This window comes from Cellulomonas sp. JH27-2 (assembly GCF_014837175.1).
Lineage (GTDB): Bacteria > Actinomycetota > Actinomycetes > Actinomycetales > Cellulomonadaceae > Cellulomonas.
Map to the genome: position 1 here is coordinate 801,900 of NZ_JACYFR010000001.1, position 26,680 is coordinate 828,579.

Consider the following 26,680-nt stretch of genomic DNA (forward strand, 5'->3'; position numbering starts at 1 on the left):
AACCACCCGGCCCGAGGGGCCCGGACGTGATCTGTGGACGAGCGTGCAGGAGACGTGGGCTGTGGTCACCTCACGGACGCGATCGACACCAGGTCACCGCGGACGCGGCAGCACCGCAGCGACCAGCCCGATCGCGCCGATCAGCGCGAACGCGCGCCACGCATCGCTCGCGCCGACGTCGGCCCCCGACACCAGCACGGCGACGACGGCCAGCACCTGCGCCCCCACCTGCACCACGGCGGGCCCTCGCGCTTCGCCCGCGAGCACCGCGACCTCGACCTTCGCGGACCACGACGCCCGCGCGGCGAACGACGACACCCACAGCACCGCGTGCGCGAGCAGCACCAGCACCATGACGGTCAGCAGCGACGCGGCCCCACCCATCAGCAGGACCACGCCGGCGACCCCGACCGCCAGCGCCACCGAGCCCGTCCACGGCCGCAGCATCACCGCACACGCGACCGCCACCGCGACGGCCACGTGCCACGGGCCGACGTGCCACCCGGACCCGACCGCCACCAGAAGCATGACCGCGACGAGCACCGCACCGACCACGCGCAGGACCCACGTGGGCACGACACGCCCGGTCTCGACCATCACCTCGACAGCGCCGCGACCACTCATCGCGCCCCCGCCCCCGTCCGCCGCTGCGCCCGACGGGCCATCCGCGCCAGCGCCACCGCCGGCGCGTCGCGCCACTGCACCACCTCGACGTCGGCGTCCGCGAGCGCGGCGAGCCGGTCCTCGCGGCTCATGGTGACGATGCGCAGCGCGATGCGCTGGCGTTCGCTGAGCTCCGAGGAGCGCACGCGCGGCAGCACGTCGACGGCCACCACACGATGTCCGGCACGCCGCCAGGAGGCGGCCACCGCTGCTGCGTCGTCGTCCAGGAACGTCGAGAACACGACGACGAGCGCGCCCGACGGCAGCTGCGGGGCGCGCACGCGCCGGGCGGGCTCGCCGACGGGCGCGGTGACGGCGAGCGCCTGCCGGATGCGGTCGAGCTGGCGCCGCCCACCGCCCGCAGGCAACGGCCGACGCATCGCGGCCAGGTCGTCGAGCCCGACACGGTCGCCCCGACCCAGGAACGCCTCGGCGACCGACGCGGCGGACTGGCGGGCCACGTCCAACGAGGTCGCGTCGGCGGCGTCCGGCGGCTCGGAGCCGCGCCACGTCGCGGGGTCCGGCCCCACGTCGTCGCGCGAGTCGACCACCAGCATGACGACCGCCTCGGCCTGCGCGTGCTCGCGCCGCACGTAGAGCTCGTGCAGGTCAGGTGCCCGACGAGCCGTCACGCGCCAGTCGATACGGCGCAGCCGGTCGCCGGGCGTGAAGGGGTGGACGTCGCGCAGCGAGCCCCCCTCGCCGGGGCGGCGGGACTCGTGCGCGCCCGTCAGCCCGCGCAGGCGCGGCGGCAGCGGGACGTCGTCGAGCGGGCGCGTCGCGGGCAGCACGAGAACGGCGCGCGACGCCGGCTCTGCCGGTTCGCTCGCGCTCGCGGCACCGGGCCCGATGCCCAGCGCGTCGACCTCGGCGAGGTCCTGCGGCCCGGTCCGGACGGTGAGGACGGACAGCGGCAGCCGCCGTTCACCGTCCACACGCACCAGCACCTCCGACATCTCGCGGTGCCGGCGGCGCACGCGCACCAGGACACCCGCGGTTCCCGCCGGCGCGCGCAGCACGACGTCCGCGAGCAGCACGCCGGGCTCGGACGGTGCGTCGGACGCCTCGAGGGCCACCGTCACGTCCGTCGTCGGGCGCCGCCACCAGTCCCACACGGCCGCGACGACCGGGGCGGCCCCCAGCACCGCGACATCGGGCCGCCCGAAGGCGGCACCGAGCAGCACCAGGAGCGCGGCGGCGACGACGCCGGCCCAGGCGCTGCGCGTGCGGGTCCAGGTCACGCGCGGTCCGCCACCCGGCGGGCGGTCGTCGGGCCGGGCACGGAGGACAGGACGTCGGCCACCACGCGCTGCGGCGCGACGCCGCCCGCCCACGCCTGCGGCGTCAGCGAGATGCGGTGCGCGAGCGTCGGCACGGCCACGGCCTTGACGTCCTCGGGTGCGACGAAGTCGCGGCCCGAGAGCACCGCGAGCGCGCGCGCCACCAGCACCAACGCCTGCGAACCACGCGGCGACGCACCCACCTCGACCGTGTCGTGCGACCGCGTGGCGGCGGCCAGGTCGACGCAGTAGCGCAGCACGTCGGGGTCCACGCTGACGGCCTCGACGCCGGCCTGCATCGCGACGACCGTCGAGGCGTCGACCACCCGCCGCACGGGGGCGGCCTCGGCGCGCCGCGACAGGCGCCGGGCCAGCACGTCGACCTCCGCGTCGCGCTCCGGGTACCCGACGGCCAGCCGCACCATGAACCGGTCGAGCTGCGCCTCGGGCAGCGGGTAGGTGCCCTCGTACTCGACGGGGTTGCTGGTCGCGAACACGTGGAACGGCTGCGGCAGGCGGTGCGTCTGCCCGTCGACCGTCACCTGCCGCTCGGCCATCGCCTCGAGCAGCGCGGACTGCGTCTTGGGGGCGGTGCGGTTGATCTCGTCGGCCAGCAGCAGCCCCGCGAACACGGGTCCGGGCCGGAAGTCGAACGTCGCCGTCGCGGGGTCGAAGACCGACGAGCCCGTGATGTCCGACGGCAGCAGGTCCGGCGTGCACTGCACGCGCCGGAACTCCAGCCCCAGGGCGGTGGCGAGCGAGCGCGCCGCCAGCGTCTTGCCGAGCCCGGGCACGTCCTCGAACAGCACGTGCCCCTGCGCCAGCACCGCGGCGAGCGCGACGCGCAGCGGCTCGCGCATCCCGACGACGGCCGTGGCGACCTCGTCGAGCACGGCCTGCCCGGCTTCGGCGACGGCCCGCACGGGCATCGGTGCGGCGGTGGGGGCGGATGTCATGAGCTCTCCGAGGTGGTGCGGGCGGTGGGACCGAGTCGTTCGAGGGCGTCGAGCGTGTGCCGCAGGTCGGCCAGGCTGGGGGTCGGGTGGCCGGGCTTCGTCAGCGTGACGTACGCGCGTTGCCCGACGAGCTCGCGTACGCGGTCGGCGTCGAGCGGGCTCGTCAGCACGACGCCGTGCCGCGCGAGCCGGCGGGCGGCGGCCTCGCGGACGCGCCGCAGGGCGCGCTCGCCCGTGCGTCCGTCCCGCCCGACGAGGCTCCATGCCAGCTCAGCCACCTCGCCGCGCGCGCCGTCACGGCGCTCGCGTGCCACGGGTTCCAGCTCGGGCTCGACGTCGGAGTCCAGGCGCCCGACGACGATCGCGAGCCCGGCCGCGATCAGGGCGACCAGCAGCGCCGAGCCGACTCGCAGGAAGAAGATCGCAGCCCAGAACGTGAGCACGAACGTGAGGACCGCGGTGCGGATCTGCCGGCGCTTCATGCTCGCGCCCCGCCCTCGTCGGCGGGTCGCGCGTCAGCCCGGACGTCCTCGTCGGTACGCACAGGGGCGTGCCGCAGGTGCGCGACGCCCTCGGCCAGGGTGGCGAGCGCCTCGCGCGCCCCCTGCACGTCGGCGGCCGTGAGCACGTGCTCGCTGTACCGCGCGTCGAGGTAGCGCCCCAGCAGCCAGCGCGTCGCAGCGGGGTCGGCGAGCGTCGCCCCGAGCACCTCGACGGTGAACTCGGACGCCGTCTGCGCCCGGTCGCGGACCACACCGCTGCGGCCGGCGGCGTCCTCGAGGGCCACCCACGCGGCGATCACGGCGTCGCCGGGCGGCACGAGGGCGTCCTCCAGCAGGCGGGCGGCCTGCGCGACGCCCTCCTGCAGCGCCGGCGTCGCGGGATACGCCTCGAACCCGGCGGGCGTGCCGGCGTCGACGTCGTCGTCACGATCCTTCGGCCCGCGTCCGGTGAGCCACCGCTTGACCATCGGCACGACGAACCACGCGACGACGGCCAGCACCACCACCAGCACCACGACGAACACCCAGCTGGGGATCGAGATGTGGTTGCTCCCGCCGTCACCCAGCGGCGCCGAGGTCACCTCGTTGCTCGGCATCGGCGGCGGCGTGTAGTCGATCCTCGGGATCCGGCCGTTGCGTGTCGAGATGTGCCACGGCCCCGCGAGCGCCGCACCGAGCACGACGAACACGACGAGCCCCGCGACGGCGATCGCCGTACGGCGCGCGTCCTGCGTCGGTCGCACGGTCCTCCCCCGGGTCGTCGATCGTCGTCGGCCCTCGTCGGCCGGCACCCAGGCTATAGACCCCAGCGCGCCCCGATGACCGCCGCCCGGGTGGTGACGCGCCGCACATTCCTCTCCATACCCGACGATCACGCCCGCGGACAGCCCGCACGCGCGCCGCGCGGCTCTGGGATCATGGCCGCATGACTGAGCGCGCGTCCCTGGCCGATGTGTCCCCCGCGATCGCCCTCGGGCCGCTCGACGGCCGCTACCGCGCGGCGGTCGCCCCGCTCGTCGACCACCTGTCGGAGGCCGCGCTCAACCGCGAGCGCGTGCACGTCGAGGTCGAGTGGCTCATCCACCTGACCCGCCACGGCGTGGTCCCGGGCGCCCCGCGGCTGACGGAGGCCGACGAGGCCTTCCTGCGCGACGTCGTCGCGACGTTCGGGGCCGACGAGGTCGCCGCGCTGGCCGAGATCGAGCGCACCACGGTCCACGACGTGAAGGCCGTCGAGTACTTCCTCAAGGGCCGCATGGCGACGGCGCCGGAGGGTTCCGCGCTGCACCAGGTGGGCGAGCTGGTCCACTTCGCGTGCACCAGCGAGGACATCAACAACCTGTCGTACGCGCTGATGGTCCAGGGTGCCGTGCGCGACGTGTGGCTGCCGGCCGCGACGACGCTGGCCGACGAGGTCGCGGCGATGGCCGTCGAGCTGCGCGACCAGCCCCTGCTCGCCCTCACGCACGGCCAGCCCGCCACGCCGACGACGCTCGGCAAGGAGCTCGCCGTCCTGGCGCACCGCCTGCGCCGCCAGCTGCGCCGCATCGCCTCCGACGAGTTCCTGGGCAAGCTCAACGGCGCGACGGGCACCTACGGCGCCCACGTGGTCGCGGTGCCGGGCGCCGACTGGCCGGCGATCAGCAAGTCCTTCGTCGAGCACCTGGGCCTGACGTGGAACCCGCTGACCACGCAGATCGAGTCGCACGACTGGCAGGCCGAGCTGTACGCGGACGTCGCGCGCTTCAACCGCGTGCTGCACAACCTGGCCACCGACGTGTGGACCTACATCAGCCGCGGCGTCTTCACGCAGATCCCCGTCGCGGGCGCCACGGGCAGCTCGACCATGCCGCACAAGGTCAACCCGATCCGGTTCGAGAACGCCGAGGCCAACCTCGAGATCTCGTCGGCCCTGCTCGACACGCTCGCCTCCACGCTGGTCACGAGCCGCCTGCAGCGCGACCTGACGGACTCGACCACGCAGCGCAACATCGGCCCCGCGTTCGGGCACAGCCTGCTGGCGATCGACAACGTGCGCCGCGGGATGAAGGCGCTGTCGGTCGACGAGGCGCTGCTGGCCCGCGAGCTCGACGAGAACTGGGAGGTGCTCGGCGAGCCCGTGCAGTCGGCGATGCGCGCCGCGGCCGTGGCGGGCGTGACCGGCATGGAGAACCCGTACGAGCGGCTCAAGGAGCTCACGCGCGGGCACCGTCTGACGGCCGACGACATGCGCGAGTTCATCGCCGGTCTCGGTCTGCCCGACGACGTCGCGGCGCGGCTCGGCGCCCTGACGCCCGCCTCCTACACCGGCCTGGCGGCCTCGTTGGTGGACTTCCTGGACGCCTGACTGACTCGTTTGGGTGGTACCACAGCCACTGGGTGAACCCCATCTGGACACGCGCCCGATTTGTCTGCACAATCGTGCGCGCACCCCGTCTGTTTCGTCCGGATTCATCGGACGGACACCCGAGGCGCGCCCTCCCTGCTCCACCCCCCAACGGCGAGGTACCCCGTGACGCTCATGCAGAAGGCGATCACGCCGGCCCTGTCCCGCGCGCACCTGAGCGCGGGCCACGACCGGCTGTCCGGCTACGTCGTGCGCGCATCGGACGTGTCGTTCGCGACGACGCCCGCGCAGCTCTTCGAGGTCCACGGCCTCGGGTACCCGGGCACGCCGTTCAGCCCGCACGACGAGCACATCGACGTGCTCCGCTTCGAGTCCTCCCCGCAGCTGCAGTACCGCGACGTGCCCGGCTACATCGTCCCGCTGTGGTGGCTGCGCCACTCCCGCATCCCCCCGGGCACGGAGCTGGTCCGCATCCACGCCGACGGCACCGCCACCCTGCTGGCCCGCTACGGCGACGTCGGCACCGGCTGGACGCTGACCTCGCTGGGCGGCCCGCGTCCCGCGCTCGCGTCCCTGTCGCGCTGCGTCGGCCCGGTCGCCAAGTGGCACGGCGCGTACCTCGAGGCCGACGTCGTGGACAACGGCCACACCGTGGTGCTCGCGCTGGCCAACCCGCCGCTCGCCGAGACCGGCTTCCGCCAGTCCGCCAACGGCCGCTGGTACCGCCGGGTCCCCCGCCAGGACGTCACCGAGCTGTTCGAGCTCGACCTGACGGCCCAGTGGAACGGCCTGTCCGTCCGCGTCGTCGACCAGTGGCAGGACGCCCAGCGCTACGTCGTCGCCCGCATCGCCCACCTGGGCGACGACATCGACCGCGCCGAGCAGCTCCAGATGGACCATCTCGAGGCCGGCGTGTACGAGGCGGTCGTCTACGCCGCCGAGCTGACGGACATCCAGACCAACCAGGTGGTCCCGCACACGTGGGCCCCCGGCCCCGCGGCCGCCACCACCCAGCGCCAGTCGGTCCACAGCTGACCAGCTGGCCCCAGACACGTGCCGGGCTCGGCACCTCCCCCTGCTACCGAGCCCGGCACGTCCCCTCACACCCGCAACGTCCGAGTCTTCGGCTGCGATAGCGACCGGTTGCTCGGACGCTTGGGAGTGGTGAGGCGGCGTCAGGCGGGTTGCACCGCCGGGATCGCGATCGCCGCGAGGTCCGCGAGCGCGGTCGCGTACGCGGCGGTGTCGCCGGCGCGGGACGCCTCGCGGGCGCGGACGGTCGGGGCGTGCAGGGCGGCGCGGGTGCGACGACGCAGCGAGCGCTCCGAACGCTCGTCGCGCAGGTCCGCCGGCAGCTCCTGCAAGGCGGCCTCGAGACCGCCCAGCACGCGGGTGCGCTCGGCGACGACGGCGGGGTTCCACTCGCGCACGCGGCGCTCGGCCTCGTAGGCGTACGAGGCGTCCTGCACGATGGCGCGCGCGGCGACGACGGCGGCGTGCTCGGCCGGGGCGTGCTGGGCGACGGTGTGCAGGGAGACGAGGCGGACGCCGGGCAGCTCGCGGACGCCGGGGTCGACGTCGTGGCGCAGGGCCAGGTCGACGACGGTCAGGGGCTGGGAGGTCCCGACGCGGGCCTCGGCCAGCGCGTCGACGCCGAGCACGGCGCCCGCGGCGCCGCTGCACGCGACGACGAGGTCCACGCCCGCCAGCTCGTCGGCCAGGTCCGCACCCGCGGGCACGGCCCGCACGCCGCGCGCGGTCGCGAAGGCCCGCGCCCGGCCGGACGGCGAGTAGACGCGGACCTCGCCGACGCCGCGCGACTTGAGCGCGGCCAGCGACGCGCCCGCGTAGGAACCGGTCCCGATCAGCACGCACCGCACGTCGGCCCACGCGGGCAGGTTCTGCTCGGCGATGTCGAGCGCGACGCCGACGACGGACCGGCCCGCGCTGCCCAGGCCCGTGGCCGCCTCGACGGAGCGGGACACGCGGGACGCCGCCTGGAAGAGGGACTCGAGGTCGCTAGTCGTCGTGCCGTCGCGCCGGGCTGCGGTCAGCGCGCGGCGCACCTGCCCCGCGATCTCGCGCTCGCCGACCACCATCGACTCCAGGCCGCTCGCGACGGCGAACAGGTGCTCGGCCGCGTCGGTGTCGGTCATGGCGTGCAGGTGCGCGGCGACAGCAGCAGGGTCATAACCGGAGCGGGCGGCGACGGTCGCGGCGGCCGCGGCACGCGCGGCGGGGGTGTGCGCGGCGTCGTCGACGTCCAGGTACAGCTCGAACCGGTTGCACGTCGCCAGGACGACGGCACCGGAGATCGAGCTGGCAGCGCCCACGATCTCGTGCCCCACGGCGTGCGTGTCCGACGAGAGACGTTCCAGCACGGCGAGGTCGAGCTCGTGGTGCGACGCGACGAGGGACAGCAGCACCACGTCCTGATTGAATCACTCCGCCATTTGTCGGGCACAATCGACGCGTGGTTCTTTCGCTCACACATCCCCTGGTCGACGGTCGTACGACCCATTCCGCGCTGGTGCGCGCCTATTCGGGCGAGCGCCCCGAGCAGCTCCCCGTCTGGTTCATGCGCCAGGCCGGCCGCTCGCTGCCCGAGTACAAGGCGGCCCGCGCCGGCACCGCGATGCTCGACGCCTGCCTGCAGCCGGAGCTCGCCAGCGAGATCACGCTGCAGCCGGTGCGCCGCCACGGCGTCGACGCCGCCATCTTCTTCTCCGACATCGTCGTGCCGCTGAAGCTGGCCGGGGTGGACGTCGAGATCAAGCCCGGTGTGGGTCCCGTCATGGGTGCGCCCGTGCGGACGGCCGACGACGTGGCGCGGCTGCGCGAGCACACGCTGACCGCCGCCGACCTCGAGCCCGTCAGCCAGGGCGTCGCGCTGACCGTTGCCGAGCTGGGCAGCACGCCGCTCATCGGGTTCGCGGGCGCGCCGTTCACGCTCGCCGCCTACCTGGTGGAGGGCGGCCCGTCGCGCGACCACCTCGCCGCGCGCACGCTCATGCACGCCGACCCCGACACCTGGCGGGCGCTGACCGAGTGGACCGCCGACCTCACGGGCGCGTTCCTGCGGGCCCAGGTGCTGGCAGGCGCGAGCGCCGCCCAGCTCTTCGACTCCTGGGCGGGCTCCCTGTCGCTCGCCGACTACCAGGCGCACGTCGCCGCGGGCTCGGCGCGCGCGTTGTCGCACGTCGCCGACCTGGGCGTGCGCAAGGTGCACTTCGGCACGGGTACGGGCGAGCTGCTCGCCGCGATGCGCGAGGTCGGCGCGGACGTCGTCGGCGTCGACTACCGGATCCCGCTCGACGAGGCGTCGCGGCGCATCGGGGGCAGCACCCCGGTCCAGGGCAACATCGACCCCGCGCTGCTCTCGGCGCCGTGGTCGGTGCTCGAGGCGCACGTGCGTGACGTCGTCGAGCGTGGCAGGTCGGCGCCCGGGCACGTCGTGAACCTGGGCCACGGCGTCCCGCCGACCACGGATCCCGAGGTGCTGACGCGCCTCGTCGGCCTGATCCACAGCCTGTAGCGGTGCCAGCAGGCCGGCCCGACGAGGCCACCGACGGCGCTCCGCAGGAGCGCTGGGACGTCGTCGTGATCGGCGCCGGCGTCGCCGGCCTGGTCGCCGCACGCGACCTGGCCGACGCCGGTCTGCGCACGCTGGTCGTCGACGGCCGCGACGCGCCGGGCGGCGCGGTGCGCGGCCACGAGGTCGCGGGCCTGCGGCTCGACGCCGGCGCGGAGTCGTTCGCGACGCGCGGCGGCGTGGTCGCCGACTACCTGACCGAGCTGGGCCTGGGCGAGCGCATCTGCGCGCCCAGCGGCCTGGGCTCGTGGGTGCACCTCCCGTCCGGCGACGGCCCGCTGCCTCGCACAGGCCTGCTGGGCATCCCGTCGTCGCCTTGGTCGGCCGACGTCCGACGCACGATCGGCCTGCTCGGCGCCGCGCGCGCCGCACTGGACCTGGTCCTGCCCCGCCGCGTGGGCGCTGACGCCACCACGCTCGGCGCTCTGGTCCGGGCTCGCATGGGCGCGCGCGTCCTCGACCGGTTGGTGCGGCCCATCGTCGGCGGGGTCCACGCCGCCGAGCCCGACGACCTGGCCGTCGGCGCCGTCGCCCCGACGCTGCCCGACGCCCTGGCCGGATCCCGCGGTTCCCTGGCGCGGGCCGTCCGCACGCTGCGGGCGTCGGCGCCGGCGGGCTCGGCGGTCGGTGGCATCACCGGCGGCATGAACGTGCTGGTCAGCGCGCTGGTGGAGGCCGTGCAGACGGCTGGCGGCGAGGTCCGGGTCCGAACAGCGGTCTCGGCAGCGCGGACTGACGACGACGGCTGGACGCTCACGACGTCCGAGGGCACGCTGCGGACGCACGCGGTGCTGCTGGCGGCGCCCACGCCGGACCTCCTGCCTGCACTGTTGCCGTCGCTCGCGCCGGCCTCGCAGCCCGACCCCGGCGCCGAGGTCACGCTCGTCACGCTGGTCGTCGACGCGCCCGCGCTGGACGGCGCGCCCCGTGGGACCGGCGTGCTCGTCGCCCGCGAGGCGACGGACGTGCAGGCCAAGGCCCTGACGCACGCGACCGCGAAGTGGCCGTGGCTCGCGGGACAGACGCCGCCGGGGCGGCACGTGGTCCGGTTGTCGTACGGGCGCGCCGACGGCGTGCGGAGCGGGGATGACGACGCCTCGCTGCCGGTGCCGGGCACGGGCGTCGACCCGCTCGCGACGGCCCTGACCGACGCGTCCGTGCTGCTCGGGACCCCCCTGACGCGGGACCAGCTCGTCGACCACGCCGTCGTCCGCTGGACGCAGGCACTCCCCCGGCCGAGCGCCGCCCACCGCGCGTTCGTCGCGTCGGTGCGTGCCGCGGTCGCGGCCGGTGCGGCGGACGCCGACGCAGGGGCGCCGACGGCGACGAGCCGCCCCCGTGTCGCCGTCGCGGGGGCGTGGGTGGCCGGCAACGGCCTGGCGTCGGTCGTCCCCGACGCCCGCGCCGCGGCGGGCTCGCTCCTCGGGTAGCGGCCCGCCGGGGCTGCCGCGGAGGCCGCCCGGCCCCCGGCGGCCTCGTCGGCCACGGGTGATGTCGCGCACAATTGTTCTGACAATGTGTCACTGAATTCCCGAGGTGCCAGCAATTGCCCCGACGACATGACCTGCGTCACGCATTTCCGGCGGGCGACGTGACAATCTGTCAGGTCAATTCCACGCGACCGGCGGCGACTTCGACACGCCGCCGCACGCAGGGGGACACTGGGCCCATGCCTCAGCCCGTCCGCATCGGTACGCGCGCCAGCGCCCTGGCCCTCACGCAGACCGGACACGTAGCCGACGCGCTGGCCGCCGCGGGCGACCTCGCGATCGAGACCGTCCGCGTCCGCACCGACGGCGACCGCCTCACGGGCTCGCTGTCCTCGCTCGGCGGCACGGGCGTCTTCGTGACGGCGCTGCGCGACGCGCTGCTCGACGGCCGTTGCGACGTGGCCGTGCACTCGCTCAAGGACCTCCCGACGGGTGACGCCGAGGGACTCACGCTCGGCGCGGTCCCCGTGCGGGAGGACCCCCGCGACGCCCTGTGCGCGCGCGACGGGCTCACGCTCGCCCAGCTCCCGGAGGGCGCGAGCGTCGGCACGGGGTCCCCTCGGCGCGCGGCCCAGCTGCTCGCGGCGCGCCCCGACCTGCGCGTCGTCGACATCCGCGGCAACGTCGACACGCGCCTGGGCAGGGTCGTCGGCTCCGGCGGGGTAGGCGACCTCGACGCGGTGGTCCTCGCCCGCGCCGGCCTGGCGCGGCTCGGGCGGCTCGAGGCCGTCACCGACCTGTTCGACGAGGCCACGATGCTCCCCGCGCCCGGCCAGGGGGCGCTGGCGATCGAGGTCCGCGCGGACCTCGACCCGCGCTCGGGGCTCGCGGGTGCCCTCGCGCTCCTGCACCACGAGCCGACCCACCTCGCGGTGGTCGCCGAGCGCGCGCTGCTGGGCCGCCTCGAGGCCGGCTGCGCGGCGCCCATCGGCGCGATCGGCGTCCTGGCGGGGAACCAGCTCAGCCTCGAGGCCGTGGTCGTGCGCACCGATGGCACGCAGTCGCTGCGGCGCACGGCGACGACGACGCTGGGCGACGACCCCGTCGCGGCGGCGCGAGCCCTGGGCGTCGACCTCGCGCAGACGCTCCTCGCCGACGGCGCCGCCGACCTGGCCGATCTGGGCGCGACCGGATGACCGAGGACGTCACGCGCACCCCGGGCACCGCGCACTCCGGCGGCACCCCGCATCCGGCCGACACCGCGCGGTCGGCCGATACCGCGCACTCCCCCGGCATCACCCGGGCCACCGGCGCGCTCGCCGGGTGGCGCGTCCTGGTCCCGCGCCCGACCGCCGGCGCGAGCCCCGCGGTCATGGCCCTCGCCGCCGCCGGCGCCGTGGCCGACGTCGTCCCGCTGATCGCGACCGTCCCGCCGCAGGACACGGCCCCGCTCGACGACGCCCTCCTGGCGCTCGGCGCCGGCTGGTACCCGTGGCTCGCCGTGACGAGCGCCGCCGCCGTCCCGGTCCTCGAGCAGCGCGCGGCGGCAGCCGGCCGGACGCTGGCGGATCTCGTCGTCGACGGCGGCGCGCGGGTCGCGGCCGTCGGACCGGGAACTGCCCGCGCGCTGGAGGCAGCCGGACTCGACGTCGCGCTCACCGCGCGGCCGTCGACGGCCGAGCAGCTGGTCGCGTCGTGGCCATCCATCGAGTCGTCGGCGGGCACGACCCCTCGGACGCGTCCCGCCAGGATCCTGTTCCCCCGCGGCGACCTCGCGGCCCCCACGCTCGCGGACGGCCTCCGTGCCCGCGGCTGGCAGGTCGACGACGTCGTCGCGTACCGCACGGTCCCGGCCGACCCGCCGCCGCGGGAGATCGTCGAGGCCTGGCGCGACGGCACCATCCGCGCGGCCTTGCTCACGTCTGCGAGCACGGTCCGGGAGCTCGTCACCCGTCTGGGTGCCCCGCCGTCCGGCACATTGCTGGTGGCGATCGGCCCGACGACGGCCGCCGAGGCGCATCGGCACGGTCTGACCCTGGCCGCGACGGCCCCCGAGCAGACGATGACGGGGCTCGTCAGCGCCCTGGAAGCAGCAGCACGCAAGGAGCAGCAGTGAACTCGAGTCAGAACCCCGGCCGCATCCGCCCTCGTCGCCGTCGCGCCACCCCGGCGATCCGTCGCCTCACGGCCGAGACGCGCCTGCACCCCGCCGAGCTGGTGCTGCCGGTGTTCGTGCGCGAGGGCCTGACGGAGGCGCGACCCATCGCGTCGATGCCGGGCGTCCTGCAGCACACGCGCGACTCGCTCAAGAAGGCGGTGGCCGAAGCCGCGGGCGCGGGACTGGGCGGCGTCATGCTCTTCGCCATCCCGAGCCACCGCGACGCGACGGGCACCCAGGCCACGGACCCGGACGGCATCCTCAACGTCGCGATCGCGGACGCGGTGGCGGAGGCGGGCGACGCCCTCGTCGTGCAGGCCGACCTGTGCCTCGACGAGTTCACCGACCACGGACACTGCGGCGTCCTGACGCCCGACGGCGCGGTCGACAACGACGCGACCCTGGTCCGCTACGCCGAGATGGCGCTCGCGCAGGCGGCGGCGGGCGCCCACCTCGTCGGGCTGTCCGGGATGATGGACGGCCAGACGGGCGTGGTCCGCGACGCCCTGGACGACGCCGGCTACGACCAGACGGCGGTGCTGGCCTACGCCGCCAAGTACGCGAGCGCGTTCTACGGCCCGTTCCGCGACGCGGTCGAGTCCCAGCTCGAGGGCGACCGCCGCACGTACCAGATGGACCCGGCCAACCGCCGCGAGGCGGCCCGCGAGGTCGCGATCGACATCGCCGAGGGCGCCGACGTCGTCATGGTGAAGCCCGCCATGTCCTACCTGGACGTGCTCGCCGACGTGGCCGCGACGTCCACGGTCCCGGTCGCCGCCTACCAGGTGTCCGGTGAATACGCCATGATCGAGGCCGCTGCTGCGAACGGGTGGATCGAGCGCAGACGGGCGATTGTGGAGTCCGTGCTCAGCATCCGACGCGCGGGTGCCGATCATGTGCTGACGTACTACGCGACGGAGCTGGCCGGGTGGCTGGCGGAGGAGACCCGATGAGCACGACGACGAGTGCCGAGGCCTTCGCGCACGCCCAGTCCGTGATCCCCGGCGGGGTGAACTCGCCGGTGCGCGCGTTCGGTGCCGTCGGGGGCACGCCGCTGTTCGTCGCTTCGGCGTCCGGTCCGCGCGTCACCGACGTCGACGGCCGCACGTACGTGGACCTCGTCGGCTCGTGGGGCCCCGCCCTGCTGGGCCACGCCCACCCCGAGGTCGTGGAGGCGGTGCAGCAGGCGGCCGCGCGCGGACTCGGCTTCGGCGCCCCGACGACGACGGAGGTCGAGCTCGTCGACGCCATCCGCTACCGCGTCCCGGCGGCGGAGAAGGTGCGGCTCGTCTCGACCGGCACCGAGGCGACCATGACAGCGCTGCGCCTGGCCCGCGCGTACACGGGCCGCGACCTCGTCGTGAAGTTCGCCGGCTGCTACCACGGCCACGTCGACGCGCTCCTGGCCTCCGCCGGCTCCGGCGTCGCGACGCTGGCCCTACCGGACTCGGCCGGCGTGTCCGCGGCGACGGCCGCCGAGACGATCGTCGTCCCCTACAACGACCTCGACGCGCTCGAGACGGTCTTCGTCGCGCACGGCGACCGCATCGCCGCCGTCATCACCGAGGCCGCGCCCGCCAACATGGGTGTGGTCCCGCCGCTGCCCGGCTTCAACGCCGAGCTGCGCCGCATCACGCTCGAGCACGGCGCGCTGCTCATCCAGGACGAGGTGCTCACCGGCTTCCGCGTGGGCTACTCCGGATGGTGGGGACTCGAGGGCCTGCGCGAGGGCTGGGCGCCCGACCTGTTCACGTTCGGCAAGGTCATCGGCGGCGGATTGCCGGTCGCGGCCGTCGGCGGGCGGCGCGACGTCATGGCCCAGCTGGCCCCGTCCGGGCCCGTCTACCAGGCCGGGACCCTGTCCGGTAACCCGGTCGCGACGGCCGCGGGCCTCGCGACCCTGCGCCTCGCGGACGCCGACGTCTACGCGCGGGTCGACGAGGCGTCGGCCCGCCTGCGCTCGTCCGTGAGCGCCGCCCTCAGCGACGCCGAGGTGCCGCACGCGATCCAGTACGCCGGCAACCTGTTCTCGATCATGTTCGGCCCCGACGCAGCCGACCACGGCGCACAGGACTACGCCGCCGTGCAGGCCACCGAGACGTACCGGTACGCGCCGTTCTTCCACACGCTCCTGGAGCACGGCGTCTACGCGCCGCCGTCGCCGTACGAGGCGTGGTTCGTCTCGGCCGCGCACGACGACGAGGCGCTCTCGCAGATCGAGGCGGCCCTCCCGGCCGCCGCCCGCGCCGCCGCGGAGGCCTGAGCCCAACCGCATCCGCGCAGGACTTCGAGGGTTCTGCACGCCGGACGCGCCGAGCTCTCGGAGTCCTCGTCGGGTGCTCAGCGCGTGCGAACCGCTGTCGTGCCCGCGAGGGTGTCGGCGATCGTCTGGCGGTGCCACAGCGGGCGCAGGAAGCCGACGAGGCTGAGCACGTCGAGCACGTGCGCCAGGTCGCGCAGCAGGGCTCGCCGCACACCGGGCGTCCGCTCGGTGCCGACGCGTTCCAGCCGGACGCCGACGAGCTGCTTGCCGAGCGACTGCCCCTCGCGGCCGTCGGCCAGCATGTTGCCGACGTACCAGCCGACGCACCAGACCAGCCCGAGCACCGTCATCAGCGCCGTCTCGTACGCGAGCGCCAGCAGCAGCGGGACCAGCATGACCGCCAGGTCGACGACGAAGCCGCCCGCCCGGCGACCCCACGACGCCGGCACCGGCCCGACGGGCGCGGGTCCGTCCGGGACTGTGACGCCCATGCCCTCGAAGGGCCACGCGCTCTCGGGCTGCGGCGGCGCCGGGCGCGGGAACGGGACGGTCGGGGTGGGCAGCCACGCGGCGGCGCCGACGACGTCGTCGTCGCGCTCGTCGTCCGCGTCCCTCGTCGGACCGTCGCTCGTGGCACTCATCGGTTCGAGTATGGCCCGCGATCCGATCCGTGCAAATCGGTCAAACGGGCGGTGCCGCTCAGCCCATCGAGCTCGACCTTGTTCACTCCATCGGGCGCGGTGGCGTGAACGGTGTCGATCTCGACGAGACGTCGGGGTCACGCCGTGCGGGTCGGCTCCAGGGCGTCAGCGAGCTCCGTCTCCAGCTCGGCGACCTGCTCGCCGGCGGCGAGCTCCGCGGCCTGCTCGCGGCGGTAGGCCCGCACGGACCACGCGACGGCGCCGGCCCAGAGCAGCGCGATGAAGCCGAGCACCAGGGCGGCCGTCGTCGTGCCGCCCAGACCCAGCCAGTCGCTGTTGAGCAGCGTGCGGGCGTTGGTCAGGACGATGATGCCGCCGACGGCCGAGCCGAGGATGCGCGGCGGGAGCAGCCGCACCAGCCACGCGGCGACGGGGGCCGCGATGACGCCGCCGACGAGCAGTGCGGCGACCCACAGGAAGTCGATCCCCTGCGACCCGAGGGCGAACAGGAATCCGAGCGAGGCGGCCACCGAGATGAGGAACTCGCTGGTGTCGATCGAGCCGATCACCTTGCGGGGCTCCATGCGGCCGGACGCGAGCAGCGCGGGCGTGCCGACCGGCCCCCAGCCGCCGCCACCGGTCGCGTCGACGAAGCCGGCGAACAGGCCGAGGGGCGCCAGGAACCGCTTGCGCAGCGGCTGGCCCAGGCGGTCCTTGCGCAAACCCTTCACCGTGAACCGGATCAGGATGTACAGGCCCAGGACCAGCAGGATCGTCGACATCACGGGCTTGGCCAGCTCGAACGAGAGGTTGGCCAGGAACGTCGCGCCCAGGAAGGCGCCGATCGCGCCGGGGACGCCGACGCGCCACACCACGCGCCAGTCCACGTTGCCGAACCGCCAGTGCGAGACGCCGGACGCGAGCGTCGTGCCGATCTCGGCCAGGTGGACCGTGGCCGACGCGGCGGCGGGGTTGGTCCCGATGGCCAGCAGCAGCGTCGTCGAGGTGACGCCGTAGGCCATGCCGAGGCTGCCGTCGACGAGCTGTGCGGCGAGGCCGACGATGGCCAGGAGCACGATCTTGCGCACGGGGGGACCTACCTCGGATCGGGAACGATAGAGAGATAATCCCGATCCGAGCAGTAGGTATTCAAGTCCGCACTCACATCGTGAGACGCGCGCCTCGCGTCAGGGGTTCTCCCAGGCGCCGTCGGACGCGGCCATGGTGCGCACGTGCGCGGGCAGCCTGCCGTCGACGAGCGACGCCAGCGTCACCTCGTCGAGCACGCCGCGGACGCTGACGCGCAGCGCGACCCACACGTCGAGCAGCGCCGCGGCCGATCCCTCGTACGCCAGGCTCGGGGGACGCTCGTCGCGCACGGTCACCAGGGGGCCGTCGACGGCGCGGATCACCTCGGCGAGCGTGATCTCGTCGGCCGGGCGCGCCAGGCGGTACCCGCCGGAGCGGCCCCGCACGCTCGCGACGACGCCGGCGCGACGCAGGTCGCCCAGGATCCGCTCGACGAAGCTGACCGGCAGCCCCTGGCCCGCGGCGAGCACGTCGGCCGCGACCGCGTCCCCGTGCGGGCTCGCCGCCAGCTCGGCACACGCCCGCACCGCATAGTCCGCCTTCGCCGAGACCCGCATGGACCCATTGTGCCTTCCCGCAAGGCTCCGCCCGGTCGTCGGAATACCCCATGGGGGTATGGTGTTGCGCAGGACATGGACCACGACGGAGGCATCATGCCGGGCTACTCCGACACCAAGGACGACCACCTCAAGCGCCTGCGCCGCATCGAGGGCCAGGTGCGCGGCATCGCGCGCATGGTCGACGAGGACACGTACTGCATCGACGTCCTCACCCAGATCGCCGCGGTCACCAAGGCGCTGCAGGCCGTGAGCATCAGCCTGGTCGAGGAGCACCTGGGCCACTGCGTCGTCGACGCGGCCCGGCGCGACCCCGACGAGGGCGCCGCGAAGGTCGCCGAGGCCAGCGCCGCCATCGCGCGCCTGGTCCGCAGCTGAGGCACCCGACGACACGAGGAGAGCACCATGAGCCAGACCACCACCTTCGGAGTCGACGGCATGACGTGCGCCCACTGCGTGCAGCACGTCACCACGGAGCTGACCGCACTGCCCGGCGTGCAGGACGTCGCGATCGAGCTGGTCGTCGGCGGGTCGTCGCGCGTCACCGTCACGTCGCAGGGACCCCTGGCGGACGACGACGTCGCGGCGGCCGTCGACGAGGCCGGGTACGCCGTCACCCCGCGGAGGTCGCTGCTGTGAGGCGCGTCCCCGTCCACCCCAGCGTCCACCGCCTACCCGAGCCGGCGCAGGCTGCCACGCCCGAGGACGCACCCGTCTCGGACGCACCCGTCGCGGTCGTCGACCTCGCGGTCGAGGGCATGACGTGCGCGTCCTGCGTCGCGCGCGTCGAGAAGCGGCTGGGCCGCCTCCCCGGCGTCACCGCCACCGTGAACCTCCCGCTGGAGTCGGCGCGCGTCGAGGTGCGACTGCCCGACGACGACACGGCCGACGGCCCGTCGGGCGCGGCGGGTGTCGACGACCTCGTCGCGGCCGTCCGCGCCGCCGGCTACGACGCGCGCGTCACGCACGTCGCGCAGACGCAGCCCACGGGCGCCCCTCACGACGACCACGAGCCCGACGCGCACACCGGCATGGACCCGTACGAGCACGCACTGTCCGGTCACTCGATGGCGCCCGGGCACGACATGGACCCCGACGACGACACGTCGGCGCCGACGGACGCACGCGGTGCGGACCTGCGCCGCCGCCTGGTCGTCGCCGCGACGCTGACCGTCCCCGTCGTCGCGCTCTCGATGATCCCGGCCCTGCAGCTCACCGGCTGGCAGTGGGTGGTCGCGGCGCTGGCGCTGCCGGTCGCGACGTGGGCGGCGTGGCCGTTCCACCGCGCCGCGGTGCGGGCCGCACGGCACGGCGCGTCGACCATGGACACGCTCGTGTCCATCGGCATCACGGCGGCGACCGGCTGGTCGCTGTGGGCCCTGCTCTTCGGCGGCGCCGGCGAGCTGGGCATGACCATGACCCCGTCGCTGTGGCCGCGGGCCGCGCACGACGGCGCCGCGCCCGAGCTCTACTTCGAGGTCGCGGCCGTCGTCACCACGTTCCTGCTGGCCGGTCGCTACGCCGAGCACCGCTCGCGCCGTCGGGCCGGTGACGCGCTGCGGGCGCTCCTGGACCTGGGCGCGAAGGACGTGGCCCTGCTGGTCGACGGCGTCGAGCAGCGAGTCCCCGTCGACCGGCTGGCGCTCGGCGACGAGTTCGTCGTGCGGCCCGGGGAGAAGGTCGCGACCGACGGCGTGGTGGTACGTGGCAGCAGCGCGCTCGACGAGTCGCTGCTCACCGGCGAGCCGGTGCCGGTCGACGTCGGCCCGGGTGACGAGGTCACGGGCGCGACCATCAACACGTCGGGCTCGCTCGTCGTGCGGGCCACGGCCGTGGGCTCCGACACACGGTTGGCCCAGATCAGCCGCCTCGTCGCGACCGCGCAGACCGGCAAGGCGCCGGTGCAGAGGCTCGCGGACCGCATCTCGGCGGTCTTCGTACCGATCGTGCTGGTGCTCGCGGTGATCACGCTGGTGGCGTGGCTGGTCGCGGGGGCCGACGCCCAGCAGGCGTTCACGGCCGCGGTCGCGGTGCTCATCATCGCGTGCCCGTGCGCCCTGGGCCTCGCGACGCCGACGGCGCTGCTGGTCGGCACGGGTCGCGGCGCGCAGCTCGGCATCCTCATCAAGGGCCCGGAGATCCTCGAGCAGACCCGCGCCGTCGACACCGTGGTGCTCGACAAGACCGGCACCGTCACCCAGGGCCGGATGGCCGTGGTGGACGTGCTGGCAACTCCCGGTGCGGCGCCCGACGAGGTGCTGCGGTTCGCGGGCGCCGTCGAGCAGCTCGCCGAGCACCCGATCGCGGCCGCGATCGCCGCAGCTGCCGCGGACGGCTCGTCGGGAGACTCGGCTCCGAGCGAGGACTCGTCCCAGGCGACCGGCGCCGACGGTGTCGCGATCGGCGCCGACCAGGTGCACGACTTCCGCGCGGAGGCCGGCCGCGGCGTGAGCGGCGTCGTCCGCACCGCTCACTCGGGCGTCGGGCTCGGCCGCCGTGTCCTCGTCGGGCGCCCCACCTGGCTGCGCGACCAGGGCCTGGCGAGCGACGCCCTGCAGGAGCGGTTCGACGTGGCCGAGGCGGACGGCGCCACCGCCGTGATGGTGGCGTGGGACGGCTCCGTCCGCGGGGTCGTCGTGCTGCGCGACCCCGTCAAGGACTCGTCGCGGCAGGCGGTCGACGAGCTGCGCGCGCTGGGCCTGCGGCCCGTGCTCCTGACGGGCGACAACCCGGGTGCGGCGCAGGCCGCGGCGCGCGAGGTCGGGATCGACGACGTCGTCGCGCGGGTGCTGCCCGAGGACAAGGTGTCCGTGGTGCGCCGGCTGCAGGCCGAGGGGGCCCGCGTCGCGATGGTGGGAGACGGTGTCAACGACGCCGCGGCGCTGGCCACCGCCGATCTCGGCCTCGCCATGGGCACCGGGACCGACGTCGCGATCGAGGCCGCCGACATCACCCTGGTGCGCGGCGACCTACGCTCCGCCGGGCAGGCCGTCCGGCTGTCGCGGCGGACGCTGACGATCATCCGCCAGAACCTGTTCTGGGCGTTCGGCTACAACGTCGCGGCCATCCCGCTCGCGGCGTTCGGGCTGCTCAACCCCATGATCGCCGGGGCTGCGATGGCGGCGTCGTCCGTCCTCGTCGTCGGGAACTCCCTGCGCCTGCGCCGGTTCCGCTAGCAGGACGACCACGGGCGGCAGTCCGAGACGCTGGACGACATCGGGGAGAACCCTGAGATCTCCCCCAGGGTCCGGGACTAGGGTGCGGCGCGTGACCGAGCAGCTGGCGCAGGACAAGGTTCCGCAGCCGTCCGACCGTGCCGTGCGGCGGCGGCTGACGGTCGAGATCTGGATCGTGCTGGGGCTGTCGCTGGGGCGGTCGGCCGTCTACGCCGTCGTGAACATCGTCGACCGCCTGACGGCAGGCCCGCCGCTCGCGGACCAGTCGACGACGCTGAACCCGACGTTGTCGCCCCGGCCGTGGCTCGACCTGACCTACCAGGTGCTGTCGATCGCGTTCGCGCTGGTGCCGGTCGCGCTCGCGCTGTACCTGCTGTCGGCCAACGGCCGGTCGGCGGTACGGCGCATCGGCCTCGACCTCTCCCGGCCCCTGCGCGACCTCGGGATCGGGGTGGGTCTCGCCGCGCTGATCGGCCTGCCGGGGCTCGGCCTCTACGCCGCCGCGCGGGCCATGGGATTCGCGGTGCAGGTGCAGGCCAGTGCGCTGGACGCGTACTGGTGGACGGTCCCGATGCTCATCCTGCTGGCGCTCAAGAACGCGCTGCTCGAGGAGGTCATCGTCGTCGGCTACCTCATGGAGCGGCTGCGCGACCTGCGCTGGCGCCCGGCCATGATCGTCGCCGCGAGCGCACTGCTGCGCGGCGCGTACCACCTCTACCAGGGCTGGGGTGCGCTGGTCGGCAACGCCGTCATGGGGCTCGTGTTCGCCGAGTACTACCGGCGCAGACGGCGCGTCATGCCGCTCGTGATCGCGCACACCGTCATGGACACGACCGTGTTCGTGGGCTACTCCCTCCTCCCGGCCCACATCCGGGACTCGCTCCACCTGTCCTGACTTCACACCTCCCGCACGTGCGGGAACGCGGCGGCGCGCACCGTCGAACCTCGCCGTCCGCAGAATGGGACAAGACTGGCAATTCGTACAGGTGTTCGATAGGTTGTGGGGGTGACGACGACCACCACGGGCGCATCTCGCGGCCCGCTCCACGCCGAGAACGGTGCGGGGCTCGAGCTTGCCTCGCAGCCGGTGGCGGATGGTCGGCTCGTCGCCAGGTGGCTCGGGTCGATGCGGGCCGCGATCGCGGCAGGTGCGGGGTCTCGGGGCGGGGGCAGCCCTGCGGCAGGGCGGTTCGATGCGCAGGACGACGAGGATCCGGGCGCGGCGCGGATCGATCTACTGCGCGCGCTCGAGGAGCTGAAGTCCGTGGCCAGCGCGCTGCAGGCGTCGCTGGCCGTCGATCTCGAGCAGGCCGAACGTGATCGCCAGATGCACGCCGGCGTCCCGAGCCGACACCGCGGGCGTGGCGTCGCGTCACAGCTCGGCCTCGCGCGACGGGAGTCGCCGCACCGCGCTGCGGCGCTCCTCGGGGCTGCCAAGGTCTGGCTGAGCGAGATGCCGTGCATGTTCGACGCGTTGAGCGACGGACGCCTGTCGGAGCACCGCGCCATGACGCTCGTCCAAGAGACGGCGTGCCTGGAGGTCGAGGACCGCCGAGAGGTCGACCGGCTCATGTGCGCCGATCCGGGCACGCTCGAGGGGATCGGCACGAGGCAGCTCGTCGCGATCGCGCGTCGGCACGCGGCCCGGCTCGACCCCGCCGCCGTGGTGAAGCGCGCCCGACGAGCAGAAGGCGAGCGGTGCGTGACGCTGCGACCGGCGCCGGACACGATGACCTACCTGACTGCGCTGCTCCCGATGGCGCAGGGCGTCGCCGCGCTCGCGGCCCTCCAGCGAGCGGCCGATGCTGCCACGGCGGCCGAGGGTGGTGACCCACGCAGTCGCGGGCAGCTCATGGCAGACACCCTCGTCGAGCGGATCACCGGACAGGCGCGCGCGTCTGAAGTCCCCGTGACCGTGAACCTGGTGATGAGCGACGCCGCACTGCTGGCGGGCGGGCACGAACCGGCTGTGGTCGAGGGCGGCGGCACGGCCGGCGGCGTGGTGCCCGCCGAGGTGGCGCGTGCGCTGGTCGCGCAGGGCATCGACATCGACGCGACGTGGTTACGACGCCTGTACGCCGACCCCGCGGGTCAGCTGGTGGCGATGAGCTCGCGCGGGCGCTTCCATCCCGAGCAGCTCGCGGATTTCCTGCGGCTGCGGGACCAGGGAATCTGCCGCACACCGTGGTGCGGTGCGCCCATCCGACAGTTCGACCACGTCGAGTCGGCCACGCGCAACGGCCCGACGAGTGCCGAGAACGGTCAGGGCCTCTGCGTGGCGTGCAACCTGGCCAAGGAGGCCCCCGGCTGGTCCGCCGCCGCCGCCTCCGCCCGCTCCGAGCCGGTCGCCGGGCGGACACCAGCGGAGCGCCTCAGAGCCGGTCCGCCAGCGCCTCTGTCGCGTCACACCGTCGAGACCCGGACCCCGACCGGTCACACGTACCTGAGTCGAGCTCCCCACCCGCCGACACCTGCCTTCTTGCCGCGGTCCGACCCTGCCGTTCTGGACCCTGCCGTTCTCGACCCTGCCGTTCTGGATCGTGAGAGCTGGACGCCCGTGGAGGCGATGTTCGGGAGCCTGACGACCGACTGGCGCGACGCAGCATGACGGCCGACGACCCGGATCGGGTCGCCGGCCGCCGGCGCTGCGGTCCGAGGAGCTGCGGCGGGCAGCGCGGGGTCAGGCCTCGATGATCGTCGGGCCGTCGGCCGCGATGCGGTTCGCGAGGGAACGTGCGGCGAACCCGCCGACGAGCAGCACCACGCCGCCCACCAGCGTGAACATGCCGAGCAGCAGCATGACCACCGCGATCGAGGTCTGCGGGTTGGTGACCAGCAGCAGACCGATCAGCAGGCTCACCAGGCCGAGCGTCAGCGGGAAGTACCAGGTGGGGTTGTCGTGGCTGTGCGCGACGATGGACGCCACGATCCCGATGACGCCCAGCAGGATCACCCAGAAGGCGACGAAGTAGAACAGCACCTGGACGGTCGGGCCGGGCCAGACCAGCAGCACGACGCCGAGGGCGATCGTCAGCAGCCCGCCCACCGTCGGCCACAGCACGCCGGCATCCCTGCGGTCCAGGAGCGCGCTGACGATGGCCAGCACGCCGTCGACGACGACGAAGATCCCGAACAGCCACACCACGGCGGTCAGGGTGTCGAACGGACGGAACACCATGAACAGACCCAGGATCAGCAGAACCACACCGCGGAGCACCGGGATCCACCAGTAGCGCCGCACCTGCGCGACGGCCTCGTTGACTGTCGTGTCGGCCATGAGCGGTTCTCCTCGTCGTCCTTCGTCGTCCTGGCCGGCACGGGCTGCCGCCTAGGACCACACGCTAGCGGGCGCGCCACCTCGTGTGCCGTAGATCGCGTCCGGAATGCCGCGTCGCCACCGGCGGGCTCGACCCGGCCTGCCTACACTCGCCTCTATGTCCGCGACGCCGCCGCCCGCTGGTCGCGCGGCCGCCGACGCCGCGGTCGACGCGGTCGACGCGCCCGAGCCGGCTCCGGCGCACCCGACGCTTCCCGACGCGCCGACCCTCGCGCTCGAGGTGATGCGCGACGACGTCCCCGCCGCACGGGTCCACCACCCGAGCGACCTGATCGGCACCATCCTGTCGGCGCTCGGCGCGGTGGTCGTGATGCTGCTGGCCACCTACGCGCAGCACACGACCACGGGCGTGGCCGAGGACGTGCAGGGCTTCGCGACCCTGCTGCGCAACATCCTCGTCGTGCCGGTGACCGTGCTCGAGGGCCTGGTCACGCTGCTGGTGCCGATCGCCGTGCTGACCGAGCTGGCCGTGCGCCGGCTGGGCAGGCAGGTGCTGGAGGCGCTCGCCGCCGCGGTCACGGCCGTCGCGCTCAACGAGGTCGTGCTGTGGCTGCTGCACCACGTCGGCAGCGACAACCTGGTCCTGGGGATGTCGGTCCCGGTCAACGGGACGTGGACGGTGGTCCTGCCGGGCTACCTGGCCATGCTCGCCGCGCTCCTGACGGTCTCCGGTCCTCGGTCCCGACGCCGGACGGTGGCCTGGTCGTGGAACGCGGTGTGGGTCGTCACCGGTGTCCTGCTCATCACCGCGCAGGTCTCGTTGCCTGGGCTCGCGGTCTCCCTGCTGCTGGGCCGCGTGGCCGGCCTGGCCGTCCGCTTCCTGTCGGGCGTCCGCTCCGAGCGCGCCTACGGCGCCTCGCTGGTCACGGGTGTGCGCCGGGCCGGGTTCGAACCCGCCCGGCTTCGCCGGGTGCCGGAGACGCCCGACGAGGACGGCGACGAGGCCGGCGCGACGCACGACGCCGCCGCGCGCGCCCTCGTCCGCTCGTCGGGCTACCGCGCGTACGAGCTCACCACGCAGGACGGCGAGCACCTGGACCTGTTCGTCATCGACGGCGACCGCCAGGTGGTCGGCATGCTGGCCCGGGTGTGGCGGTCGCTGCGGCTGCGCGGGCTCGAGGGGCGCTCGGTCGTCTCGCTGCGGCAGGCCACCGAGGGCACCGCCCTGCTCAGCTACGCCGCCCGTGCGGCGGGCGTCCGCACCCCCCAGCTCCTCGCGGTCGCCGAGGCCGAGGACTCGATGCTGCTGGTCCAGTCACGGCCGCACCGGGCGGTGCCGCTGGCGGAGGTCGAGCCCGGCGACCTCACGGACGAGCTGCTCGCTGAGGCGTGGGCCCAGCTCTCGCTCGCTCACGCGGCCGGCATCGCGCATCGGAGCCTGACCAGCGACTCGGTGCTCGTCGAGTCGGTCGCGGGCCGTCCGGTGGTGTGGCTCACCGGTTGGGACCAGGGGTACGTCGCCTCGTCGGACCTGGCGCGACGCATCGACGTGAGCCAGATGCTCGCCCTGCTGGCCCTGCGGGTGGGTGCCGCCCGGGCCCTCGAGTCCGCGGCGGGCGTGCTGTCCGACGACGACGTCGCGGCGATCGGCCCGCTGATCCAGACCATCTCGCTGCCGCGTCAGACACGCGACGAGCTGCGCACCCACAAGCAGGTCCTCGGTGAGCTCCGTGAGGCGCTCGTCGCCCGGCTGCCAGAGGCCGACGTCGAGCCTCTGCAGCTCACTCGGTTCGGGTTGCGCACCGTCCTGACGATCGTCGTCCCGATCCTCGCGGTCCTGTTCATCGTCACGCAGATCAACCTCGACGAGATCACGAGCGCCGTGGCCGACAGCGACTGGCGCTGGAGCGTGCTCGCGTTCCTGCTGGGCTTGCTCACGCTCGTCGGCGCCGCGCTCGCCATCGTCGCCTTCTCACCGGTGCGCATCCCCGTGTGGCGCGCGATCCTGGTCCAGACGGCGGCGACCTTCGTCGCGCTCGCCGCCCCTGCCGGCATCGGCCCCGCAGCGCTCAACCTGCGCATGCTCACCCGGCGGGGCGTGAGCGCCACCCTCGCCGGCGCCACCGTGGCGCTCGTGCAGGTCAGCCAGCTCATCGTGACCCTGGGCCTGCTGCTGGTCCTGACGATCGCGTCCGGCAACCAGGAGTCCGCGCTTCCGATCTCGTCGGCCGTGCTGGTGGCGATCGGCATCGTGGCCGCGCTCGTCGCCGCGACCCTGCTGATCCCCTCGGTGCGCCAGTGGGTGCTGGCCAAGATCATGCCGACGCTGCGCCAGACGTGGCCGCGCCTGATCGCCGTGCTGGGTCAGCCCTGGCGGCTGGCGCTCGCGATCGGGAGCAACCTGCTCATGACGCTCGGGTACGTGCTGGCGTTCGACGCGTGCCTGGCGGCGTTCGGGCAGCACGCCACGCTCATCCAGGTGGCGATCGTGTACCTGGCCGGCAACACCGCCGGGTCGATGGTGCCGACCCCCGGCGGCATGGGCGCCATCGAGGCCGCGCTCGGGGCGTCCCTGTCCGCCGTCACGGGGATCAACTTCGGTATCGCGACGTCCATCGCGATCCTCTTCCGCGTCGTCACCTACTGGCTGCGCATCCCGATGGGCTGGATCGCGATGCGGGTGCTGCAGCGCAGCGGCGAGCTCTGACGGGGGACGACGAAGGCCCGGTCGCGACACGCGACCGGGCC

24 protein-coding genes are annotated in these 26,680 nt (G+C 74.4%); 14 read left to right on the forward strand and 10 right to left on the reverse strand.

The genetic code is table 11. The annotated features are described in order from the left end of the window. Window positions 1-93 precede the first annotated feature (93 nt). The 5 genes from IC607_RS03905 to IC607_RS17775 are packed head-to-tail and all read right to left on the reverse strand — an operon-like array spanning window position 94 to window position 4,145. Window positions 94-624, reverse strand: a complete 531-nt coding sequence (locus IC607_RS03905; RefSeq protein WP_191785655.1) for a hypothetical protein — start codon at window positions 622-624, stop codon at window positions 94-96. Beyond that, window positions 621-1,904 (reverse strand): DUF58 domain-containing protein, encoded by a 1,284-nt coding sequence (locus IC607_RS03910; RefSeq protein ID WP_191785656.1) that lies wholly within the window; start codon window positions 1,902-1,904, stop codon window positions 621-623. Before IC607_RS03910 ends, IC607_RS03905 begins: the two co-directional genes overlap by 4 nt. After that, window positions 1,901-2,899, reverse strand: coding sequence for a MoxR family ATPase (locus IC607_RS03915; protein WP_191785657.1), 999 nt, complete (start codon window positions 2,897-2,899; stop codon window positions 1,901-1,903). The genes IC607_RS03910 and IC607_RS03915 overlap by 4 nt, the downstream gene beginning before the upstream one ends. Further along, window positions 2,896-3,381 carry a hypothetical protein gene (locus IC607_RS03920; RefSeq protein ID WP_191785658.1) on the reverse strand — a complete coding sequence of 162 codons (486 nt, stop codon included), beginning with the start codon at window positions 3,379-3,381 and terminating at the stop codon, window positions 2,896-2,898. The genes IC607_RS03915 and IC607_RS03920 overlap by 4 nt, the downstream gene beginning before the upstream one ends. Further along, on the reverse strand, window positions 3,378-4,145 hold the full coding sequence (locus IC607_RS17775; RefSeq protein WP_191785659.1) for a DUF4129 domain-containing protein: 768 nt from the start codon (window positions 4,143-4,145) through the stop codon (window positions 3,378-3,380). Before IC607_RS17775 ends, IC607_RS03920 begins: the two co-directional genes overlap by 4 nt. Before the next feature lie 182 nt (window positions 4,146-4,327). On the opposite strand from IC607_RS17775, the gene purB reads away from it, so the two are divergent. Both purB and IC607_RS03935 read left to right on the forward strand, forming a co-directional pair. Further along, window positions 4,328-5,749 (forward strand): adenylosuccinate lyase, encoded by a 1,422-nt coding sequence (gene purB, locus IC607_RS03930; protein ID WP_191785660.1) that lies wholly within the window; start codon window positions 4,328-4,330, stop codon window positions 5,747-5,749. Window positions 5,750-5,923: 174 nt separating this feature from the next. Beyond that, window positions 5,924-6,784, forward strand: a complete 861-nt coding sequence (locus tag IC607_RS03935; protein WP_225224507.1) for a hypothetical protein — start codon at window positions 5,924-5,926, stop codon at window positions 6,782-6,784. Window positions 6,785-6,924: 140 nt separating this feature from the next. Here IC607_RS03935 and IC607_RS03940 read toward each other — a convergent pair whose 3' ends face one another. Further along, window positions 6,925-8,178 carry a glutamyl-tRNA reductase gene (locus IC607_RS03940; RefSeq protein ID WP_191785662.1) on the reverse strand — a complete coding sequence of 418 codons (1,254 nt, stop codon included), beginning with the start codon at window positions 8,176-8,178 and terminating at the stop codon, window positions 6,925-6,927. A 44-nt stretch (window positions 8,179-8,222) separates the two neighbouring features. Between IC607_RS03940 and hemE the strand changes: the two genes are divergently transcribed. The 6 genes from hemE (at window position 8,223) to hemL (ending at window position 15,192) form a co-directional block, all read left to right on the forward strand. After that, a complete protein-coding gene (hemE, locus tag IC607_RS03945) occupies window positions 8,223-9,284 on the forward strand; it encodes a uroporphyrinogen decarboxylase (protein WP_191785663.1) in 1,062 nt (353 codons plus the stop codon). A gap of 2 nt (window positions 9,285-9,286) precedes the next feature. Next, entirely contained in the window at window positions 9,287-10,771 is a 1,485-nt protein-coding gene (locus IC607_RS03950) for an FAD-dependent oxidoreductase (RefSeq protein ID WP_191785664.1), read from the forward strand. Between the two features lie 239 nt (window positions 10,772-11,010). After that, on the forward strand, window positions 11,011-11,967 hold the full coding sequence (gene hemC / locus IC607_RS03955) for a hydroxymethylbilane synthase (RefSeq protein WP_191785665.1): 957 nt from the start codon (window positions 11,011-11,013) through the stop codon (window positions 11,965-11,967). Continuing rightward, window positions 11,964-12,887 (forward strand): uroporphyrinogen-III synthase, encoded by a 924-nt coding sequence (locus tag IC607_RS03960; RefSeq protein WP_191785666.1) that lies wholly within the window; start codon window positions 11,964-11,966, stop codon window positions 12,885-12,887. Before hemC ends, IC607_RS03960 begins: the two co-directional genes overlap by 4 nt. Further along, window positions 12,884-13,882: a porphobilinogen synthase gene (gene hemB, locus IC607_RS03965; RefSeq protein ID WP_191785667.1), complete on the forward strand. Its 999-nt coding sequence runs from the start codon at window positions 12,884-12,886 to the stop codon at window positions 13,880-13,882. The genes IC607_RS03960 and hemB overlap by 4 nt, the downstream gene beginning before the upstream one ends. Continuing rightward, the gene (gene hemL / locus IC607_RS03970) at window positions 13,879-15,192 is read left to right on the forward strand and encodes a glutamate-1-semialdehyde 2,1-aminomutase (protein ID WP_191785668.1); all 1,314 of its coding nucleotides are present in this window, start codon (window positions 13,879-13,881) and stop codon (window positions 15,190-15,192) included. The genes hemB and hemL overlap by 4 nt, the downstream gene beginning before the upstream one ends. A 77-nt stretch (window positions 15,193-15,269) precedes the next feature. Here the strand turns inward: hemL and IC607_RS03975 are convergent, their stop codons facing one another. The 3 genes from IC607_RS03975 to IC607_RS03985 all read right to left on the reverse strand — a co-directional run bounded on the left by IC607_RS03975 (window position 15,270) and on the right by IC607_RS03985 (window position 17,479). After that, window positions 15,270-15,833: an RDD family protein gene (locus tag IC607_RS03975; protein ID WP_191785669.1), complete on the reverse strand. Its 564-nt coding sequence runs from the start codon at window positions 15,831-15,833 to the stop codon at window positions 15,270-15,272. A 137-nt stretch (window positions 15,834-15,970) separates the two neighbouring features. After that, window positions 15,971-16,921, reverse strand: a complete 951-nt coding sequence (locus tag IC607_RS03980; RefSeq protein ID WP_191785670.1) for a sulfite exporter TauE/SafE family protein — start codon at window positions 16,919-16,921, stop codon at window positions 15,971-15,973. A 99-nt stretch (window positions 16,922-17,020) separates the two neighbouring features. Continuing rightward, entirely contained in the window at window positions 17,021-17,479 is a 459-nt protein-coding gene (locus IC607_RS03985) for an Rrf2 family transcriptional regulator (RefSeq protein ID WP_191785671.1), read from the reverse strand. Between the two features lie 96 nt (window positions 17,480-17,575). On the opposite strand from IC607_RS03985, the gene IC607_RS03990 reads away from it, so the two are divergent. The 5 genes from IC607_RS03990 (at window position 17,576) to IC607_RS04010 (ending at window position 23,263) form a co-directional block, all read left to right on the forward strand. Then, window positions 17,576-17,857: a metal-sensitive transcriptional regulator gene (locus IC607_RS03990; RefSeq protein ID WP_191785897.1), complete on the forward strand. Its 282-nt coding sequence runs from the start codon at window positions 17,576-17,578 to the stop codon at window positions 17,855-17,857. Between the two features lie 27 nt (window positions 17,858-17,884). Further along, window positions 17,885-18,118 carry a heavy-metal-associated domain-containing protein gene (locus IC607_RS03995; RefSeq protein ID WP_191785672.1) on the forward strand — a complete coding sequence of 78 codons (234 nt, stop codon included), beginning with the start codon at window positions 17,885-17,887 and terminating at the stop codon, window positions 18,116-18,118. Continuing rightward, entirely contained in the window at window positions 18,115-20,655 is a 2,541-nt protein-coding gene (locus tag IC607_RS04000) for a heavy metal translocating P-type ATPase (protein WP_370525991.1), read from the forward strand. Before IC607_RS03995 ends, IC607_RS04000 begins: the two co-directional genes overlap by 4 nt. A gap of 91 nt (window positions 20,656-20,746) precedes the next feature. Beyond that, window positions 20,747-21,550, forward strand: coding sequence for a CPBP family intramembrane glutamic endopeptidase (locus IC607_RS04005; RefSeq protein WP_191785673.1), 804 nt, complete (start codon window positions 20,747-20,749; stop codon window positions 21,548-21,550). Window positions 21,551-21,661: 111 nt separating this feature from the next. After that, the gene (locus tag IC607_RS04010; RefSeq protein ID WP_191785674.1) at window positions 21,662-23,263 is read left to right on the forward strand and encodes an HNH endonuclease; all 1,602 of its coding nucleotides are present in this window, start codon (window positions 21,662-21,664) and stop codon (window positions 23,261-23,263) included. A 72-nt stretch (window positions 23,264-23,335) separates the two neighbouring features. On the opposite strand, the gene IC607_RS04015 is transcribed toward IC607_RS04010, so the two are convergent. Continuing rightward, complete coding sequence (locus tag IC607_RS04015) at window positions 23,336-23,932, reverse strand: HdeD family acid-resistance protein (protein ID WP_191785675.1); 597 nt, start codon at window positions 23,930-23,932, stop codon at window positions 23,336-23,338. 157 nt (window positions 23,933-24,089) lie between these two features. Between IC607_RS04015 and IC607_RS04020 the strand changes: the two genes are divergently transcribed. Next, window positions 24,090-26,639 carry a flippase-like domain-containing protein gene (locus IC607_RS04020; protein WP_191785676.1) on the forward strand — a complete coding sequence of 850 codons (2,550 nt, stop codon included), beginning with the start codon at window positions 24,090-24,092 and terminating at the stop codon, window positions 26,637-26,639. Window positions 26,640-26,680: the final 41 nt, after the last annotated feature.

Excerpts from the sequence above, each read along its gene's own strand:
- IC607_RS03905 (WP_191785655.1), bottom strand. The coding sequence starts at position 624 with ATGAGTGGTCGCGGCGCTGTCGAGGTGATGGTCGAGACCGGGCGTGTC.
- IC607_RS03915 (WP_191785657.1), bottom strand. The coding sequence starts at position 2,899 with ATGACATCCGCCCCCACCGCCGCACCGATGCCCGTGCGGGCCGTCGCC.
- IC607_RS03920 (WP_191785658.1), bottom strand. The coding sequence starts at position 3,381 with ATGAAGCGCCGGCAGATCCGCACCGCGGTCCTCACGTTCGTGCTCACG.
- purB (WP_191785660.1), top strand. The coding sequence starts at position 4,328 with ATGACTGAGCGCGCGTCCCTGGCCGATGTGTCCCCCGCGATCGCCCTC.
- IC607_RS03935 (WP_225224507.1), top strand. The coding sequence starts at position 5,924 with ATGCAGAAGGCGATCACGCCGGCCCTGTCCCGCGCGCACCTGAGCGCG.
- hemC (WP_191785665.1), top strand. The coding sequence starts at position 11,011 with ATGCCTCAGCCCGTCCGCATCGGTACGCGCGCCAGCGCCCTGGCCCTC.
- IC607_RS03960 (WP_191785666.1), top strand. The coding sequence starts at position 11,964 with ATGACCGAGGACGTCACGCGCACCCCGGGCACCGCGCACTCCGGCGGC.
- hemL (WP_191785668.1), top strand. The coding sequence starts at position 13,879 with ATGAGCACGACGACGAGTGCCGAGGCCTTCGCGCACGCCCAGTCCGTG.
- IC607_RS03975 (WP_191785669.1), bottom strand. The coding sequence starts at position 15,833 with ATGAGTGCCACGAGCGACGGTCCGACGAGGGACGCGGACGACGAGCGC.
- IC607_RS03985 (WP_191785671.1), bottom strand. The coding sequence starts at position 17,479 with ATGCGGGTCTCGGCGAAGGCGGACTATGCGGTGCGGGCGTGTGCCGAG.
- IC607_RS03990 (WP_191785897.1), top strand. The coding sequence starts at position 17,576 with ATGCCGGGCTACTCCGACACCAAGGACGACCACCTCAAGCGCCTGCGC.
- IC607_RS03995 (WP_191785672.1), top strand. The coding sequence starts at position 17,885 with ATGAGCCAGACCACCACCTTCGGAGTCGACGGCATGACGTGCGCCCAC.
- IC607_RS04015 (WP_191785675.1), bottom strand. The coding sequence starts at position 23,932 with ATGGCCGACACGACAGTCAACGAGGCCGTCGCGCAGGTGCGGCGCTAC.
- IC607_RS04020 (WP_191785676.1), top strand. The coding sequence starts at position 24,090 with ATGTCCGCGACGCCGCCGCCCGCTGGTCGCGCGGCCGCCGACGCCGCG.